Genomic DNA, 17,406 nt, shown 5'->3' with positions numbered 1-17,406 from the left:
AACTTATAAAGTTTTGCCTTTTTTTTGTTTGATGCATTGAACCTTATTCTCAAAAAAAAGGATAAAAGCACGATATTTTGGTAACTGAATTTTATATTTCTATGGAGTCAAAGTAATTACACCATCCATTGATTTTAATTGGTGTATCCCTGACTTTTAAGCCACTCTTCGCAATCTCTTGTCCAAAACTTGCTGGTATCTTTTACGCCCAAACCAAAACCATGTCCGCCTTTTTCATAAATATGCAATTCCACCGGAACTCCGTTATTTTTAAGCGCCAGATAAAAATTGATGCTATTTTCAGGTAAAACAGTGGTGTCATCTGTTGCATGTACCAAAAAAGTGGGTGGAGTTTGTGCAGTTACCTTTTTTTCGTTCGAAAACGAATCAAGCAATTCCTGAGAAGGATTATTGCCTAATAAACTAATTTGCGAACCTTTGTGTGTAATATCATTCTGCATGGATATTACAGGATAAATTAAAAGGGAAAAATCCGGACGGGCACTTACTTTAGAAGTTGTTTCATATGTTTTTTCGTCGTAATGCGTAGCAAGGGTCGAGGCCAAATGTCCTCCGGCAGAAAAACCAAGAATTCCAATTTTGGTGGCATCAATATTATATTTTGCAGCATTTTGTCTCACATAGCGTACAGCTTCCTGCGCATCTTGCAACGGACCAATATTTTTGTTTTTCATGATCTTGTCACTCGGTAAACGATATTTTACCACAAAAGCAGCAATTCCGAGGCTGTTGAACCATTCTGCGACTTTAGTACCTTCTTTATCAATTGCCAGGTGCTGATAACCTCCGCCAGGAAAAATAATAACCGCAGCCTGATTCGGTTTAGGTGTTGCTGGCAGGAAAACGCTTAATGTGGGAATGCTGACTAAACTTGTGCTTTGTACTTTTCCGTCCTTGATACTTTCATTTTCTTTATAATCTGCTGCTTTAATTTCGTCAGGAATTTTATTCCATAATGGGATGATTTTATTTTGAGCATTCAGTTGGTTTGTGATTCCTATCAGCATAACAAAGATTGTAGCCACTTTTTTCAAGAGCAGTTGTTGTGAATTTTTCAATTTTATAATGAATTAGTTAAATAGTGAGTTTTTGTGCAAGTATTCAAAAATAGAAATTTTGAAGCTATTTCCGTTAAGAAAACAACGTTAAAAAACAGTTTTTATTTTGAGATAAGGCTCAGCGCTGTTAAATGATTTGAGAGTATTGAGTTTGGTACAATTTTACCCCCTAATAAGGACAAATTTCGTATGTGTTCATTTAACAATTATATTGTTTAATGTGTAATTTTGAATACACTTTTTTGTTCTATCCGTTTATTTAAATAGTTAAAATAATTTTTTATCTAATATATTTGGAATATAAAGATTAAAAACTATATTTGTGCAATCGATTACATTATTCTGTTTTGTTAGATTTTGCCAAATTGATTTTTATTGTCTTTTGAGATGAACAGATAGATTAATAGTGCAAGAAAAAATATCAATTTTATAATATATTAACTATGAACCAACCACCAGACACAGTTGTTATTGATCACACTAAAAAATCTACAGGAAGTTATCGCTGGAGTATATGTGCCCTACTGTTTTTTGCAACAACAATCAATTATCTCGACAGACAAGTTCTTTCCTTAACCTGGAGTGATTTTATCGCACCGGAATTTCATTGGACGAACAATGATTACGGAAATATTACAGCATTATTTTCTATTTTTTATGCCGTTTCGTTATTATTTGCCGGACGATTTGTAGACTGGCTGGACACTAAAAAAGGATTTCTTTGGGCCATTGGTATTTGGTCTTTTGGGGCTTGTTTGCATGCTTTTTGTGGTATCGCAACAGCCGGAATCATTACAGGAAACTGGTTTGTAGGTTTTGAAGGCGCTAAAGATGCCATTGATTTGGTGCAGGATACAGGATTAGTTATTAATGTAAGTGTTACATTATTCATATTTGCCCGTTTTGTTCTGGCAGTAGGTGAGGCAGGAAACTTTCCGGCAGCGATTAAAACTACAGCCGAATATTTTCCTAAAAAAGACCGTGCTTTTTCTACCAGTATTTTTAATGCAGGTGCAACAGTTGGCGCTTTAGCGGCTCCGATATCGATTCCGTTTATAGCGAAATCTTTTGGTTGGGAAATGGCTTTTATCATTATCGGAGCTCTTGGTTTTGTTTGGATGGGATTTTGGATTTTCATGTATGATAAACCGGAGAGACATCCAAAAGTAAGTGCTGCTGAATTAGAATATATCCAGCAAGATGATATTGCTGACAGTAAATTAGTAGGTTATGTACCTGAGACAACTGATAAAGTTTCATTTGTAGATTGTTTTAAATACAAACAAACCTGGGCTTTTGCTTTTGGAAAATTCATGACTGATGGGGTGTGGTGGTTCTTTTTATTCTGGACACCAGCTTATTTAAGCTCTGTTTACGGAATGGATTCTACTCAGGCGGCTTTACCATTATTTGTTTTATACATGATTACATTGCTTTCTATTGTTGGAGGCTGGTTACCGACTTATTTTGTAGAAAAGAAAGGAATGAATCCGTACGAAGGAAGAATGAGAGCGATGTTAATTTTTGCATTTTTCCCATTATTAGCTTTAATTGCACAACCTTTAGGATACATAAGTTACTGGATTCCTGTGGTTATCATTGGTATTGCGGGTGCAGCTCACCAATCATGGTCGGCAAATATTTTTACCACAGTTGGCGATATGTTTCCTAAAAAAGCAATTGCAACCATTACAGGTATTGGCGGTTTAGCCGGTGGTGTAGGTTCTACTATAATCAATAAAGGTTCAGGATTATTATTTGATCATGCTAAAGAAACCAATATGTCTTTTATGGGCTTTCACGGAATCGAAGCAGGATATTTCATTATCTTTTCTATCTGTGCAGTTTGTTACTTAACAGGTTGGTTAGTAATGAAAACGTTAGTTCCTAAATACAGTCCGATTACAGGTTTGTAATATTTGGAAAATTTTAATAGTTGAAAATGTGTTTTTTAAAGATAAAAATCTAATTTTGTGCAATCGATTACATTAAATTAAAAATTATGACAAAATATAGTTCAAGATACGCGTCAAGCCCCGAAGCAGTAAAAAAATATGATACTCAGGAATTAAGAAATGAATTCTTAATCGATGACTTAATGCAACAAGATGAGATTGTTTTGACATACTCTCATTATGATAGATACATTGCTGGTTCTGCAGTTCCGGTAAAAGGTGATTTAGTTTTAGAAAGTATCGATCCGCTTAAAGCATCTTACTTTTTAGAAAGAAGAGAAATAGGAATTATAAATGTTGGTGGAAGCGGTTCTATTGTAGTGGAAGGAAAAACATACGCATTAGGATTTAAAGATGCTTTGTATATCGGTAGCGGTAATAAAGAAGTAATTTTTAAAAGTGACGACAGCAATAATCCGGCTAAATATTATATCAATTCTGCACCGGCTCATACTACTTACCCAACGGTAAAAGTGAGTTTGGCAGAAGCAAATAAATTAGAGTTAGGAACAATGGAAACGGCAAATCACCGTACCGTAAATCAAATGATTATCGGAAGCGTTGTAACTACTTGTCAATTGCAGATGGGAATGACGGAATTAAGACCGGGAAGTGTTTGGAATACTATGCCGGCGCACGTACACGATCGTAGAATGGAAGTGTATTTCTACTTAGATATTCCGGAAAATCAGGCCGTTTGTCATTTTATGGGACAGCCACAAGAAACAAGACATATCTGGATGAACAATCATCAGGCGGTTATTTCTCCGCCATGGTCAATTCACTCAGGTTCAGGAACCAGTAATTATACTTTTATCTGGGGAATGGCTGGAGAAAATTTAGATTACGGAGATATGGATGTTTGTAAAATAACTGATTTAAGATAAAAATCATGACAAACTTATTTGAAATAAAAGGAAAAATTGCCCTTATCACAGGAAGTACACACGGACTGGGAATGGCAATGGCAAAAGGATTAGGTGAGGCCGGAGCAACAATTGTTGTAAACGGAAATTCTTCTCAGGAAAAAATTGACGCTGCTGTAGCTGAACTTAAAAAGGAAGGAATTAATGCGGTGGGTTACAAATTTAATGTAACGGATGAGAAGGAAGTTATTGACGCGATTAAGAAAATTGAAACTGAAGTAGGACCAATTGCTATTTTGATAAACAATGCAGGAATTATTAAAAGAATTCCGTTAATCGAAATGGAAGTTGCTGATTTCAAAGAAGTAATTGATATTGACTTAGTAAGCCCGTTTATTGTTTCTAAGCACGTTGCTAAAGGAATGATTGAAAGAAGACAAGGAAAGATTATCAATATTTGCTCAATGATGAGTGAATTAGGCCGTAATACTGTTGGTGCTTATGCTGCTGCAAAAGGCGGTTTAAAAATGCTGACTAAAAATATGGCAACAGAATGGGCAAAATACAACGTTCAGATCAACGGAATTGGACCTGGATATTTTGCTACAGAACAAACAAAACCTATTAGAGTTGACGGACATCCTTTTAACGATTTTATCATTAGTCGTACTCCGGCTGCAAAATGGGGAGATCCGGGTGATTTAGCAGGAGCAGCTATATTTTTATCTTCTAAAGCCAGTGACTTTGTTAACGGACATATATTATACGTAGACGGCGGAATCCTTGCTACGATTGGTAAACCATCAAACGAAGAATAATTCTCAATTATATTTGAAAAGACATGAGCGCAAATCAAACATTCATAAACGATAACTTTTTACTTGAAAATAAATTCGCGGAAGAGTTATACCACAATTACTCAAAAAATCAACCTATAATTGATTATCACAATCATTTAAATCCCCAGTTTATTGCTGAGGATAAGGTTTTTGACAATATAACACAAGTTTGGATTAACGGAGATCACTACAAATGGCGTGCAATGCGTACATTAGGGATCAACGAGCAATTTGTAACCGGAAATGGTTCAGATAAAGATAAGTTTTTAAACTGGGCAAAAACGGTTCCGTACACGATGCGTAATCCTTTGTACCACTGGACACATTTAGAATTAGCCCGTTATTTTGATATTTATGATTTACTGAACGAAAAATCAGCAGAGAAAATCTATATCGAAACTACAGAAAAAATTAATTCTCAGGCTTACAGCACGCAAAACCTACTTAAAAAAGTAAATGCTGAATTGGTTTGTACGACCGAAGATCCAATTGATAGTTTAGAGTTTCACCAGAAACTGACACAAAATCCTATCGGGACTAAAATGAGTACTGCTTTCAGACCTGATAAAGCAATCTTAATAGCTAATGATGGTTATAATGCATATCTGGACACATTAGGGGATGTTTCCGGAATTGCCATTGCTGCTTTCGCTGATTTACAGGCGGCATTAAGAAAAAGAATTGAGTTCTTTAATGCAAACGGATGTAAATTAAGTGATCACGGTTTAGATCAGATTTATTTTGAAGAATTTACAGAATCAGAAGTAAATGCAATCTTCAAAAAGAAAAGAGAAAACAGAATTATATCGCCTGAAGAAGCTTTAAAATTCCAAAGTGCTGTTTTGTTGTTTTTATCTGAAACGTATCACGAATTTGGTTGGGTACAGCAATTTCATTTAGGCGCATTGCGTAACAATAATGCGCGTATGCACAGAATTTTAGGTCCTGATACAGGATGGGATTCTATTGGAGATTATCCGCAGGCACAAAAATTATCTAGCTTTTTAAATGCATTAGATAGTAAAGATAAATTGACTAAAACAATCATTTATAATTTAAATCCTGCTGACAACGAAGTAATGGCAACCATGATTGGAAACTTCAATGACGGAAGCGTTCGCGGAAAAGTACAGTTTGGATCAGGATGGTGGTTTTTAGATCAAAAAGATGGAATGACCAAACAATTGAATGCTCTTTCGAACATGGGATTAATTAGCTGTTTCGTTGGAATGTTGACGGATTCAAGAAGTTTCTTGTCTTTCCCAAGACACGAATATTTCAGACGTATTTTATGTAATCTTTTAGGAGATGAAATCAAACGCGGTGAATTGCCAAACGATATGGAATGGATTGGAAAATTAGTTTCGGATATTTCATACAACAACGCAAAAGAATATTTTAAATTTTAATTAAAATTAACCGCAAAGCTCGCAATGGTTTACGCAAGGTTCGCAAGGTGAAATCTTTTAATCATTGTAATCTGTGGCAAAAAATATATAAATAATGAGTAAAGTAGTTGCATTCGGAGAAATTATGTTGCGTCTTTCGACAGAGAGACACCTACGTTTTTCGCAGGCAAAGGAATTTGGTGCTTCTTACGGAGGCGGTGAATTTAATGTTTGTGTGTCTTTGGTGAATTATGGCGTAAACGCAGAATTTGTAACAAGATTACCTGACAATGAAATCGGTACTTCGGCATTAAAAGAAATGCGAAAAATGAACGTTGAGTCCAAAAATATAGTTTACGGAGGCGAACGTTTAGGGATTTATTTTCTTGAAACCGGTGCGGGAACACGTGGCAGTAATGTGGTTTATGATCGCGCGCATAGTTCGATGGCAACGATTCAAAAAGGTACAATCGATTGGGAAAAAGTTCTTCAGGGTGCAACCTGGTTTCATTGGAGCGGAATTACTCCGGCAATCTCAGAAAGCGCTGCCGAAGCTTGTTTAGAAGCTATTAAAGTGGCGCATAAAATGGGAATCACGATTTCATGCGATTTAAATTACAGATCAAAACTATGGCAATATGGCAAAACGCCAAGTGAGGTTATGCCTGAAATGTTACAATACAGTAATGTTATTTTAGGAGACATTGATACGGCTTATTTCATGTTAGGAATTCCAAAAGTAAATCCAAATTATCAGGACGAAAAATCGCTTCCGGTTTTATATACCAAATTGTTTGATTTGATTCCGAATTTAAAAACTGTTGCGACCACATTACGTTATTCTGTAAGTGCTTCTCATCAAAGAATTGGCGGGATTTTGTTCGACGGAAAAGCAATTTATCAGGCTGCTGTAAAAGAAGTTACCCCGGTTGTAGACAGAGTAGGTAGTGGCGACGCTTTTATGGGAGGATTAATTTACGGATTACAGCAATATCAAAATAATAACCAGAGAGCATTAGATTTTGCAGTAGCAGCTTGCTGTTTAAAGCACACTATTGCAGGAGATTATAATCTGGTTACTTTAAAAGAAGTTGAAAATATGATTGATGGTGATGGTTCTGCATTAGTATCAAGATAATTAGAAAAAAATGGCAAAATATTCAAGAATTGAAGTGGCTTTACAAATGAAAGAAAACGGAATGGTTCCGTTGTTTTTTCATTCAGATATCGAAATAAGCAAAAAAGTATTAAAAGCCTGTTATGATGGTGGCGCCCGATTAATGGAGTTTACAAGCAGAGGCGATTTTGCTCATGAAGTTTTTGGAGCTTTAAACAAATATGCTTTGGCCGAATTGCCGGGAATGATGTTAGGTGTGGGCTCTATAACCGATGCGGCAGCAGCTTCATTGTATATGAGTTTAGGAGCTAATTTTATTGTAACTCCTGTTTTTAGAGAAGATATAGCCATAGCATGTAACCGACGTAAAGTATTGTGGTCGCCAGGTTGCGGAACACTTACAGAAATTGCAAGGGCAGAAGAATTAGGATGTGAAATTGTAAAATTATTCCCCGGAGATATTTACGGTCCGGAGTTTATAAAAGCAATAAAAGGACCATGTCCGTGGACCAATATAATGCCAACAGGAGGTGTTTTGCCTACTGTAGAAAGTCTTACTTCGTGGTTAAATGCCGGTGCAACTTGTGTAGGTATAGGATCGCAGTTAATTTCAAAAGAAATATTAGATAATCAGGATTATGATGGCTTAAAAACGAAAGTAAGTCAGGTACTTGATATCATCAAAAATATTAAAAATAAATAAGGAGTAATCATACCGATCCTTATTTAAAACCGTTTTTTTTAGATTTTAGAGATTGTAATTGAGCATTACACTTGAAAAATAAATTTTGCCATTCCTCACAGTAAAATTTACTTTCCTCACACAAGTGTAATGTTTCTTTTACAGTTGGTTAAGTTGCAGAAAACAAAGATAAATAAGGTGTTTCATGTGATTATTTATAACACTTTAAAGAAAATTATAATGGAGAAAATAAACAGATCAAACTCGGGGTTTTCAGAGAAACTCCCAGTGAAAATAGTGCAATTTGGAGAGGGTAATTTCTTAAGGGCTTTTGTAGAATATGCTTTTCAAAAATTAAATAAAGATGCAGATTTTAATGCAGGAATCGCAGTTGTACAGCCTATTGATAAAGGGTTGGTAAATATGATCAATGCTCAGGACGGGTTGTATACTTTGTTTATGAAAGGGGTTAAAAAAGGCGAAGAAATTCAGGAAAAAGAATTGATTACCAACATTGTAAAAGCCATTGACCCTTATGCATCTTTTCAGGAATTTTTGGCTTTAGCTAAAGAAGAAGAACTGGCTTTTATTATTTCTAATACAACTGAAGCCGGTATCGAATATATCGAATCAGATCGCCCTACAATGCAGCCGCCAGTTTCATTTCCGGCTAAATTGACGGTGTTATTACACGAAAGATTCAAGCACTTCAAAGGTGATAAATCAAAAGCTTTGACTATTATTCCTTGCGAATTAATTAATTATAATTCAGATACTTTAAAAGAAATTGTTTTAAAATATTGTGTCGACTGGAATCTGGAAGCAGATTTTAAATTATGGCTGATCAACGATTGTACTTTTCATAATACATTAGTAGACAGAATTGTACCGGGATATCCAAAAGATCAAATCGAGGAATATAACAGTCAGTTAGATTATAAAGATGATTTGATTGTAAGCGCAGAAAGCTTCTTTTTATGGGTAATTGAAGGCGATGATAAACTGAAAGCAAAACTTCCATTTGAAAAAACAGGATTAGATGTAAAAATCGTTGCTGATATGCAGCCTTATCGTACACGTAAAGTGAGAATTTTAAATGGAGCACATACGGCAATGGTGCCTTTTTCATTGCTTTATGGTAATGAAACTGTAAAAGAAACAGTAGATAATGCTTTTACGGGAGAATTTGTAAACAAAGCTGTTTTTGATGAGATCAATGAAACTTTAAAGATGGATAAAGCGGAGCTGGCAAGTTTCTCTGAAGAAATTTTAGACCGTTTTAGAAATCCGTTTATCAAACACTTATTGTCTTCTATTGCACTGAATTCAATTTCAAAATTTAAGGTTCGTGTACTGCCAAGTTTAACCGGATATGTTGATATTCATCATAAACTTCCGGTTCATTTGACCTTTGCATTTGCTGCTTTAATTCGTTTTTATAAAGGAACATGGAAAGGCGAAAGCTTACCGGTTAATGACAGCGAAGATATTGTATCTTTCTTTGACGGACTTTGGAAATGTGATGATTACGAGAAAATAGCACGACTTACTTTGCAAAATAAAAGTTTCTGGGATGAAGATTTAACGCTGATTCCGGGCTTGACAAAAGCAATTACAACAGCTTTGGAGGAAATTGATGCAAACGGAATTGAAAATGGTTTTGCTAATTTTCAAAAACAATTACATACTACAACTCAGAACGCTTAATCATGGCAACTCAAAAAAAATTAATAAAAGTCAACCCGGCAGATAACGTAATTGTCGCTTTAACCGATTTGGTACAAAACGAACAAATTATGTTTGAAGGAACTACCGTCTCACCAACAACTGATGTTAAAGCAAAACATAAAATTGCAGAGAAAGATTTTGCAATTGGTAATGATATTATAATGTATGGTGTTTTGGTTGGAAAAGCTGCTAAACCTATAAAAAAAGGAGAAGTAATTACCACCGAAAATGTAAAACATCAAAGTGAAAAAGTTTTTGGTAAAAACGGAAATTTAGGTTGGACTCCACCAAATGTAGATCGTTGGAAAGACAAAACTTTTAACGGATACCACCGTACTGATGGACAAGTTGGAACCAAAAATGTATGGTTATTTTTTCCATTGGTTTTTTGTGAAAACAAAAATATCGAAAAACTGAAAGATATTTTCGAAAACGAATTAATGCCCAAAAAAGAAGTTTCTTATAAAAATTTGTTACGCTCTTTGATTGAAGAAAAAAGCGTGGAAGAAGTTTCGGATAAAAATTTAAATGAAAATCTTTTAGATAATGTCGAAGTAAAATTTATCAATCATCAAGGTGGTTGTGGAGGGATTCGACAAGATTCAGAATTGTTGGCAAAACTGCTTGCAGGATATGTGAACAACCCAAATGTTGCAGGTGCAACTGTTTTAAGTTTAGGTTGCCAAAATTTGCAAGTTGATATTTTTAAAAAGGCATTGAAAGAAATGAGTCCGAATAGTGATAAAGAAATTTTGATCTATGAGCAACAACAAATTGGAACTACCGATCAAATGTTTCAAATGGTGATTAAAGATTCATATGAAGCCATTAAAAGAGCCAACAAAATTGAGCGCAAACCTGCTCCACTTTCAAAGCTAAGTATTGGTTTAGAATGTGGAGGGTCTGACGGATTTTCAGGAATTTCTGCTAATCCGGCATTAGGAATTGTTTCAGATATTTTTGCAGCTTTGGGAGGGAAAACAATTTTGGCAGAGTTTCCTGAATTATGTGGCGTTGAGCAAGAATTAATGAACCGATGTGTGGACGAAGAAAAAGCAGATAAGTTTTTAACTTTAATGAAAGCTTTTGAAAAATCAGTTGTAGATGCAGGTTCAGGGTTTGATATGAATCCATCTCCGGGAAACATCAAAGACGGATTAATTACAGATGCAATGAAATCTGCTGGCGCAGCTAAAAAAGGTGGAACTTCACCTGTTGTAGATGTTTTAGATTACGGGGAATATATTTCAAAACCAGGATTAAATCTTTTAAATACGCCGGGAAATGACGCAGAATGTACCACAGGATTGGTTGGATCGGGCGCAACAGTTGTTTTATTTACCACAGGTTTAGGAAATCCGATGGGAAATCCGATTGCACCCGTTGTAAAAATTTCTTCGAACACGGCATTAATTAATAGAATGTCTGATATTATCGATGTAAATGCCGGAACGGTGATTACTGGTGAAAAAACCATTACCGAAGTTGGAGCAGAAATAGTAGATTACATTATAGAATTGGCAAGCGGAAACGTGGAAACAAAAGCAGACCAGTTGAAACAAGATGTATTTATTCCTTGGAAAAGAGGAGTTTCATTATAATTTTTACCATCTAAGTGATATAAGTTCACTTTAGTTTTTATTACACTCAATAAAAAAGGCAGCTCTTTAAAGAGCTGCCTTTTGTTTTAGTCTGTTTATGCGGTAAACTTAAATCTAATTATATAGTAAAAAAAAAGACGCACTGCTGTGCGTCTCTATATGTTGAAAATTTATCTTAAAAACTAAGAGCTGGTTCTTGATGATGATTTACGAATGTGTAATTCAGGAGCGAGAACTACCTTTTTTTCGATTTTGATAGTATCTGTTTTATCTACTTGTTCTAAGAAAACACGAGCAGACATTTTTCCCATTTCAAGTGGAGACTGATCTACAGAAGTTATAGATAATTCCATGAATTTTGTGAATGGTTCATTACTGAAACCTGCAACACAAAAATCCTTAGGAATGCTGATATTTCGTGATCTTAATTCCTGAATGGCGCCTAATGCCGCAAAATCACTTGAAGAGAATATAGCATCCGGAGGAGTTTCTAATTGTAATAATAAATCAACAGCTTCTTTTCCTGCATCGACAAAACTTTTAACGGGAATTACATATTCTTCTTTAAATGTTATTCCGTTATCCAGTAAAGCTTGTTTGTATCCTAAAAACCTGTTTTTAAAAATTTCAAGAGATTGATCTCCGGATAAATGGGCAATAGATTTACAGCCTTCATCAATTAAGTGTTTGGTAGTAATATAGCCTCCTTTGAAGTCATTGATAGTTACTGAACTTACTCCATCAATATGTTTGCTTCTATCGAAAAATATTAGCGGAACATTTTTTTGTAATACGTTATGAAAAGCGCCTTCATTTTCGCCGGTAACATCTGTAACCGACATTATGATACCGTCTACTTGTGCATCTATTAAAGTATATAAATTCTCATTTTCTCTTTTTGCGCTTTCGTGAGTCTGGCAAATAATAACCTGATAACCATGAGGATGAAGTTCCTCTTCGATTCCTCTAATAACAGAGGCAAAAAAGTTGCTGTCTATACGAGGAACAATAACTCCGATATTATTACTACGTCCGCTTTTTAAGGCCAGTGCCAGTTTATTTTGTTTGTAGTTCATCGCAGCGGCAGTTTTGATAACCAGCTCACGAGTACTCTCTTTTATTTTCGGATTGTTGTTTAAAGCCCTTGAAACGGTAGCGGCAGTGATATTTAATTTTTCAGCAATATCGTAAATAGTTATTTTTTCGCTCATTAATAAAGGTTTTCAGATTAAACTTTGACAAAAATACATTTTTTTTTATAACGTTACACAAATTGTTATCGATTACCATGGCTAATAATTATAACGTTTTCGGTTCAACAATGATAATAAATTATAGTTTTTTTTACATTAAGTGTAATTATATTTCATAATAAAAATTAAATATACAAATATTTTCTAAATTAATTTGGTGCAGTCGAAGTTATTTTATATTTTCGTGTAATCGATTACATAATTACATTGTTTTGATTATCAAACAATAAATACTACTCAAATGATTGTAAATAAGATAATAGCGTTCAGAACAGTATTAATCACTAGCGTAGCTGCTTTATTGATTTCATCCTGTGCAAAGCAAACTGCTAAAGTTTCTGATGCTAATCCGTGGAAAAAAATGGACTTAATTATAAAAAGTATTCCTCAGACTCAATTTCCAGATAAAACATTCAACATTAAAGATTTTGGCGCTGTAGCGGATGGAAAAACATCCAATACACTTGCTTTCGAAAAAGCAATTAAAGCATGTGCAAATAATGGCGGAGGAAGAGTTTTGGTTCCTAAGGGAAAATATCTGACAGGTCCTATACATCTAGAAAGTAATGTGAATTTGCATTTGGAAGATAATGCCGAGATTCTTTTTAGCATCAATCCTAAAGAATATCCAATGGTTCACACTTCATGGGAAGGAACTGAACTTATGAATTATTCTCCTCTTATATATGCCAGGAACAAAACTAATGTTGCCATAACCGGAAAAGGAACTTTAAACGGTCAGGCCGATGCTACAAATTGGTGGATTTGGTCAGGAGGAAAAGATTATGGATGGAAGAAAGGAATTCCTTCTCAAAATGATCCTGAAAACCGTGAAGTTTTAATTGAAATGGCTGAAAAAGGTATTCCGGTCGAAGAGAGAATTTTTGGTGAAGGACGTTATTTACGCCCCAATTTTATTGAGTTTTTTGAGTGTAACACCGTTTTGGTAAAAGACATTACAGTAATAAATGCTCCGTTTTGGATTTTACATCCTATAAAAACAAATAATATCATTATTGATGGCGTAACTGTAAATAGTCACGGTCCTAATAATGACGGTTGTGATCCTGAATATTCGCAAAATGTACTCATTAAAAACTGCACATTTAATACCGGAGATGATTGTATAGCAATAAAATCAGGTCGTGATGCTGATGGCAGGAGAGTGGCAATACTAAGTAAAAACATCATTGTTCAGAATTGTAAAATGATCGACGGTCATGGCGGAGTAGTAATGGGAAGTGAAATATCTGCTGGTGTCAATAATGTTTTTGTAGAGAATTGCGTGATGGATAGCCCTAATCTGGATCGTGCTATTCGCATCAAAACAAATTCAAAAAGAGGTGGAGTTGTAGAAGATGTATATGTGCGAAATCTTGAAGTAGGAACTGTAAAAGAATGTGTGTTGCGGGTAACGATGTTCTATAATGTATACGGTTCTCAAACCGGAAATTTTATCCCTACAGTAAGAAATATAAACCTGGAAAATATCACAGTAAAAAATGGTGGAAAGTATGGAGTCTGGGCAGAAGGATATGAAGAATCTCCGGTAGAAAATATTACACTTAAAAATGTAAAAATAGCAAAAGTAGGCAAGCCCTATTTATTGAAAAACGTAAAGAATATCAATTTTATAAATACAAATGCAAATGAGAAAAAAGTAGAAACCATTAAAAATTAAAAACTATCAATTAACCAAACTATTTAACCACATTATGAATTTTAAACAATTATCTAAGAAAAAAATAAAATGCAATCTTGTATTTTTATTTTTCCTGAATTTCCTGTTGAGTACGACAATATACGCTCAATCGACTCCGGTAGAAGGGAAAATTACAGATGCTTCGGGATTATCACTACCAGGTGTAAATATTCAGGAGAAAGGAACTAAAAACGGTACCTCGACAGATTTTGAGGGAAGTTTTAAAATTAACGTAACCAACAGTAAAGCAATTTTAGTAATTAGTTATTTAGGTTTTCAAACGCAGGAGGTTAGCGTTGCCGGAAAATCTAAAGTAAATGTAAGCCTTTCTGAACAATCAAATTCACTAAATGAAGTTGTTGTTGTGGGGTACGGTACTGCAAAAAAAACAGATCTTACTGGTGCAATTAATACTTTATCAGCAGCAAAAATAACCGAAAGAAACGTGACCAATCCGATGGAAGCAATTCAGGGAGGTATTGCCGGTGTTCAGGTAACTTCTAATTCTGGTCGTATTGGAGATGGTTTTAATGTAATTATTAGAGGAACAAACTCGATCAACAAAGATGGTTCTAAACCGTTGTTTGTTGTTGATGGTGTACCAACGGATAACATCGACTTTTTGAATCCGCAGGATATTGCCAGAATGGATGTATTGAAAGATGCTTCGTCTGCTGCAATCTACGGTTCAAGAGGAGGAAGCGGGGTTATCATTGTTACTACTAAAAGCGGAACAAATGCAAAATCAGGAGTTACGGTTTCATTCGACACTTCTTATGGTAACAAACAAGCGGTAAGATTACCAAAATTAATGAGCCCTGAAAAGTGGTGGTATTACCATCAATCAGCATTTTTAGCTACTACAATTTCGGCTACAAATCCAACTTATAATGATATCGATGCAACAGAATTAAGCGCGGCAGTAGGTCAGTCAAATTCTAATCCTGTTTTATTTCAGAGAGTTGCAAAAAATCAAAGTTATAACTGGCAGGACGGTATCCTTAAAGGCGGAATGACACAAAACAATTACTTAAATGTTTCTGGTCGTGCAGATAACGGATTATCTTATAACATAGGTTTGGGAGTACAAAAAGAAACCGGAGTTATAGATAATGAAGGTATCGATAAGTACAATTTTAAAGCAGGTTTGAATCATAAAGTAAATGATAAAATCTCTTTTGGTGTAAATCTTACTATATCTAAAACAGAAGAACAATTAGGAAGTCCAACTGCAATGCAGGAAGCTTTTAGACAAAATCCATTTACTTCACCTTGGGCAATTGATGCAGCCGGAAACGAAATCGTAGGTACTTATGCACAACAACCGGGTACATTAAAATATCCAAACGGAACCTCTGCTATTAATAAAACAGGATCTTACAATCCGTTTTTAGAAATTGCCAATTCTGCTGATGAAATTCAAAGATTTACTACAATTGGTAACGTATTTGCAGAATACAAAGTAAATAGCTGGTTGTCTTTTAGATCTACTTTTTCGGCAGGAAAAATGGATGCAAGAGAAGGAAGATCGTTTGGAGCACAAACAGACTTTGGACTTAAAAATAAAAGTTTACCATCTGGTGATGTAACCAATGTACAAAACTTCAACTATACCTGGGATAACCAGTTCAATATCAATTATACATTAAAAAAAGATCACGTATTTAGTTTCTTAGGACTTCAGAGTTTTTATTCTAATACTACCGAAACTTATTTTGCAGCATCAAGAGAAAATCCTTTCGAAACCAGTTTTTATAATTTAGGATCTGGAGCTCAGTCTACTTATACATTGACTCCTGGGAGCGGGAATATTGCTTTAATTCCTTCAGGTGTATTTACGCCTTATTCTAAAAACACTTTAGAATCGTATGCAGCCCGTTTTAATTATGCTTTCAAAGGACGTTATTTATTGACGGCTTCTGTAAGATATGACGGATCATCAGTTTTGGCTGATGGAAATAAATGGACGGCTTTCCCTTCTGTTGCTTTAGGATGGAATCTTCATGAAGAAGCATTCATGCAAAAATTATCTTTTGTTTCTAATTTTAAATTTAGAGGAAGTATTGGTTATACCGGAAACGATAATGTTAATCCTTATTCAAGTTTAAGTCTTCTTAAAACACCAACGTATTATGAATATGGTTCTACTGTAGCAAACGGTTATACTGCGGCAAGTTTAGGAAATCCAAATTTAGGATGGGAAAAAACAAAAGAGGTGAACTTAGGTTTAGATTTCGGATTTATCAATAATAGAATTTCAGGTAGTGTAGATGTTTACAATCGTTTATCAAAAGACTTATTGTTTCAACAGGCTTTGCCACTAGAAATTGGAGTTCCTACTATTACTTCAAACGTAGGTTCTATTAGAAATAAAGGTGTCGAGGTTGCATTAGTAACTAAAAACATTCAGACGAAAAATGTGTCTTGGGAAACGAGTTTTACCTTTACTAAAAACGTAAATAAATTAGAGTCTATTTATGGTCAGAATAAAGTAGATGATGTTGGTAACAACTTATTTATTGGCGAAAATGTTCACTCTTACTACAATTTTGTTTTTGATGGTGTATGGCAGGAAAACGAAGCAGCTAAAGCACTTTCTTATGGTCAGAAACCAGGAGAAGCCAGAGTAAAAGATTTAAATAATGATGGTAAAATAGACGCTAATAATGACAGGGCTATTTTAGGAAACTACGATCCTAAATGGTCAGGAAGTTTTTCTACAACATTAAAAGTAAAACAATTCGATTTATCATTGTCTTTAATCACGAATCAGGGAATGACTGTATTTAGCGGATTCCACGATAATTTTGCTGACGTTACAGACAGAGGCCGTCAAAAATTAGACCTTAAGGATTGGTATGTTCCTGCAAACGGAGCCGGTCTTCCTTCTCAATATTCTAATACAAATCCGTTACCACGTGGAGCAGGAGTTTATTATGATACTAACAACGTAGCTTTTTACAAAGACGCTTCATTCGTAAAAGTTCAAAACATTGCTTTAGGATATAGTTTTGATCAGGACCTGCTTAGTAAGTTAAAAATTAAAAGTTTAAGATTATATGTTAATGTCTTAAATCCTTTTGTATTTACAGATTACGAAGGATATGACCCTGAATGGGCAACTGCAGCTTTAGCAGTTAACCGTGTGTCTACAATGACAGTTCAGATGGGATTAAGTTTAAAATTTTAAATTAAA

The 17,406-nt window shown here is 34.7% G+C and carries 12 protein-coding genes; 10 read left to right on the top strand and 2 right to left on the bottom strand.

Annotated elements, in window-relative coordinates; translation table 11 throughout:
- Positions 1 to 134: 134 nt before the first annotated feature.
- Positions 135 to 1,028 (bottom strand): alpha/beta hydrolase, encoded by an 894-nt coding sequence (locus L0669_RS19175; RefSeq protein ID WP_263759460.1) that lies wholly within the window; start codon positions 1,026 to 1,028, stop codon positions 135 to 137.
- Between the two features lie 494 nt (positions 1,029 to 1,522).
- Here L0669_RS19175 and L0669_RS19170 point away from each other — a divergent pair, with 494 nt between their 5' ends.
- The 8 genes from L0669_RS19170 (at position 1,523) to L0669_RS19135 (ending at position 11,255) form a co-directional block, all read left to right on the top strand.
- Positions 1,523 to 2,995: an MFS transporter gene (locus L0669_RS19170; RefSeq protein WP_173971820.1), complete on the top strand. Its 1,473-nt coding sequence runs from the start codon at positions 1,523 to 1,525 to the stop codon at positions 2,993 to 2,995.
- Positions 2,996 to 3,081: 86 nt separating this feature from the next.
- Positions 3,082 to 3,921, top strand: a complete 840-nt coding sequence (kduI, locus tag L0669_RS19165) for a 5-dehydro-4-deoxy-D-glucuronate isomerase (RefSeq protein ID WP_263759459.1) — start codon at positions 3,082 to 3,084, stop codon at positions 3,919 to 3,921.
- Positions 3,922 to 3,926: 5 nt separating this feature from the next.
- Positions 3,927 to 4,718: a gluconate 5-dehydrogenase gene (locus tag L0669_RS19160; protein WP_263759458.1), complete on the top strand. Its 792-nt coding sequence runs from the start codon at positions 3,927 to 3,929 to the stop codon at positions 4,716 to 4,718.
- Between the two features lie 23 nt (positions 4,719 to 4,741).
- Entirely contained in the window at positions 4,742 to 6,148 is a 1,407-nt protein-coding gene (uxaC, locus tag L0669_RS19155; protein ID WP_263759457.1) for a glucuronate isomerase, read from the top strand.
- A gap of 94 nt (positions 6,149 to 6,242) precedes the next feature.
- Positions 6,243 to 7,265: a sugar kinase gene (locus L0669_RS19150; protein ID WP_263759456.1), complete on the top strand. Its 1,023-nt coding sequence runs from the start codon at positions 6,243 to 6,245 to the stop codon at positions 7,263 to 7,265.
- A 10-nt stretch (positions 7,266 to 7,275) separates the two neighbouring features.
- A complete protein-coding gene (locus L0669_RS19145) occupies positions 7,276 to 7,947 on the top strand; it encodes a bifunctional 4-hydroxy-2-oxoglutarate aldolase/2-dehydro-3-deoxy-phosphogluconate aldolase (protein WP_173971825.1) in 672 nt (223 codons plus the stop codon).
- 219 nt (positions 7,948 to 8,166) lie between these two features.
- The gene (locus L0669_RS19140; protein WP_263759454.1) at positions 8,167 to 9,633 is read left to right on the top strand and encodes a tagaturonate reductase; all 1,467 of its coding nucleotides are present in this window, start codon (positions 8,167 to 8,169) and stop codon (positions 9,631 to 9,633) included.
- A 2-nt stretch (positions 9,634 to 9,635) separates the two neighbouring features.
- Complete coding sequence (locus L0669_RS19135) at positions 9,636 to 11,255, top strand: UxaA family hydrolase (RefSeq protein ID WP_263759453.1); 1,620 nt, start codon at positions 9,636 to 9,638, stop codon at positions 11,253 to 11,255.
- A gap of 182 nt (positions 11,256 to 11,437) precedes the next feature.
- Here the strand turns inward: L0669_RS19135 and L0669_RS19130 are convergent, their stop codons facing one another.
- Positions 11,438 to 12,466: a LacI family DNA-binding transcriptional regulator gene (locus L0669_RS19130; RefSeq protein WP_173971827.1), complete on the bottom strand. Its 1,029-nt coding sequence runs from the start codon at positions 12,464 to 12,466 to the stop codon at positions 11,438 to 11,440.
- A 283-nt stretch (positions 12,467 to 12,749) separates the two neighbouring features.
- On the opposite strand from L0669_RS19130, the gene L0669_RS19125 reads away from it, so the two are divergent.
- Positions 12,750 to 14,189 carry a glycoside hydrolase family 28 protein gene (locus tag L0669_RS19125; RefSeq protein ID WP_263759451.1) on the top strand — a complete coding sequence of 480 codons (1,440 nt, stop codon included), beginning with the start codon at positions 12,750 to 12,752 and terminating at the stop codon, positions 14,187 to 14,189.
- 34 nt (positions 14,190 to 14,223) lie between these two features.
- A complete protein-coding gene (locus L0669_RS19120; RefSeq protein ID WP_263759450.1) occupies positions 14,224 to 17,400 on the top strand; it encodes a SusC/RagA family TonB-linked outer membrane protein in 3,177 nt (1,058 codons plus the stop codon).
- Positions 17,401 to 17,406 lie beyond the last annotated feature (6 nt).

The sequence above is a fragment of the Flavobacterium bizetiae genome (genome assembly GCF_024271895.1).
Lineage (GTDB): Bacteria > Bacteroidota > Bacteroidia > Flavobacteriales > Flavobacteriaceae > Flavobacterium > Flavobacterium bizetiae.
The sequence above is the reverse complement of the archived record's forward strand: the minus strand, read 5'-3'. Positions and strand labels throughout refer to the sequence as shown.

Coding starts and splice junctions, on each gene's coding strand:
- L0669_RS19175 (WP_263759460.1), bottom strand. CDS start 1,028: ATGCTGATAGGAATCACAAACCAACTGAATGCTCAAAATAAAATCATC.
- L0669_RS19170 (WP_173971820.1), top strand. CDS start 1,523: ATGAACCAACCACCAGACACAGTTGTTATTGATCACACTAAAAAATCT.
- kduI (WP_263759459.1), top strand. CDS start 3,082: ATGACAAAATATAGTTCAAGATACGCGTCAAGCCCCGAAGCAGTAAAA.
- L0669_RS19160 (WP_263759458.1), top strand. CDS start 3,927: ATGACAAACTTATTTGAAATAAAAGGAAAAATTGCCCTTATCACAGGA.
- uxaC (WP_263759457.1), top strand. CDS start 4,742: ATGAGCGCAAATCAAACATTCATAAACGATAACTTTTTACTTGAAAAT.
- L0669_RS19150 (WP_263759456.1), top strand. CDS start 6,243: ATGAGTAAAGTAGTTGCATTCGGAGAAATTATGTTGCGTCTTTCGACA.
- L0669_RS19145 (WP_173971825.1), top strand. CDS start 7,276: ATGGCAAAATATTCAAGAATTGAAGTGGCTTTACAAATGAAAGAAAAC.
- L0669_RS19140 (WP_263759454.1), top strand. CDS start 8,167: ATGGAGAAAATAAACAGATCAAACTCGGGGTTTTCAGAGAAACTCCCA.
- L0669_RS19135 (WP_263759453.1), top strand. CDS start 9,636: ATGGCAACTCAAAAAAAATTAATAAAAGTCAACCCGGCAGATAACGTA.
- L0669_RS19130 (WP_173971827.1), bottom strand. CDS start 12,466: ATGAGCGAAAAAATAACTATTTACGATATTGCTGAAAAATTAAATATC.
- L0669_RS19125 (WP_263759451.1), top strand. CDS start 12,750: ATGATTGTAAATAAGATAATAGCGTTCAGAACAGTATTAATCACTAGC.
- L0669_RS19120 (WP_263759450.1), top strand. CDS start 14,224: ATGAATTTTAAACAATTATCTAAGAAAAAAATAAAATGCAATCTTGTA.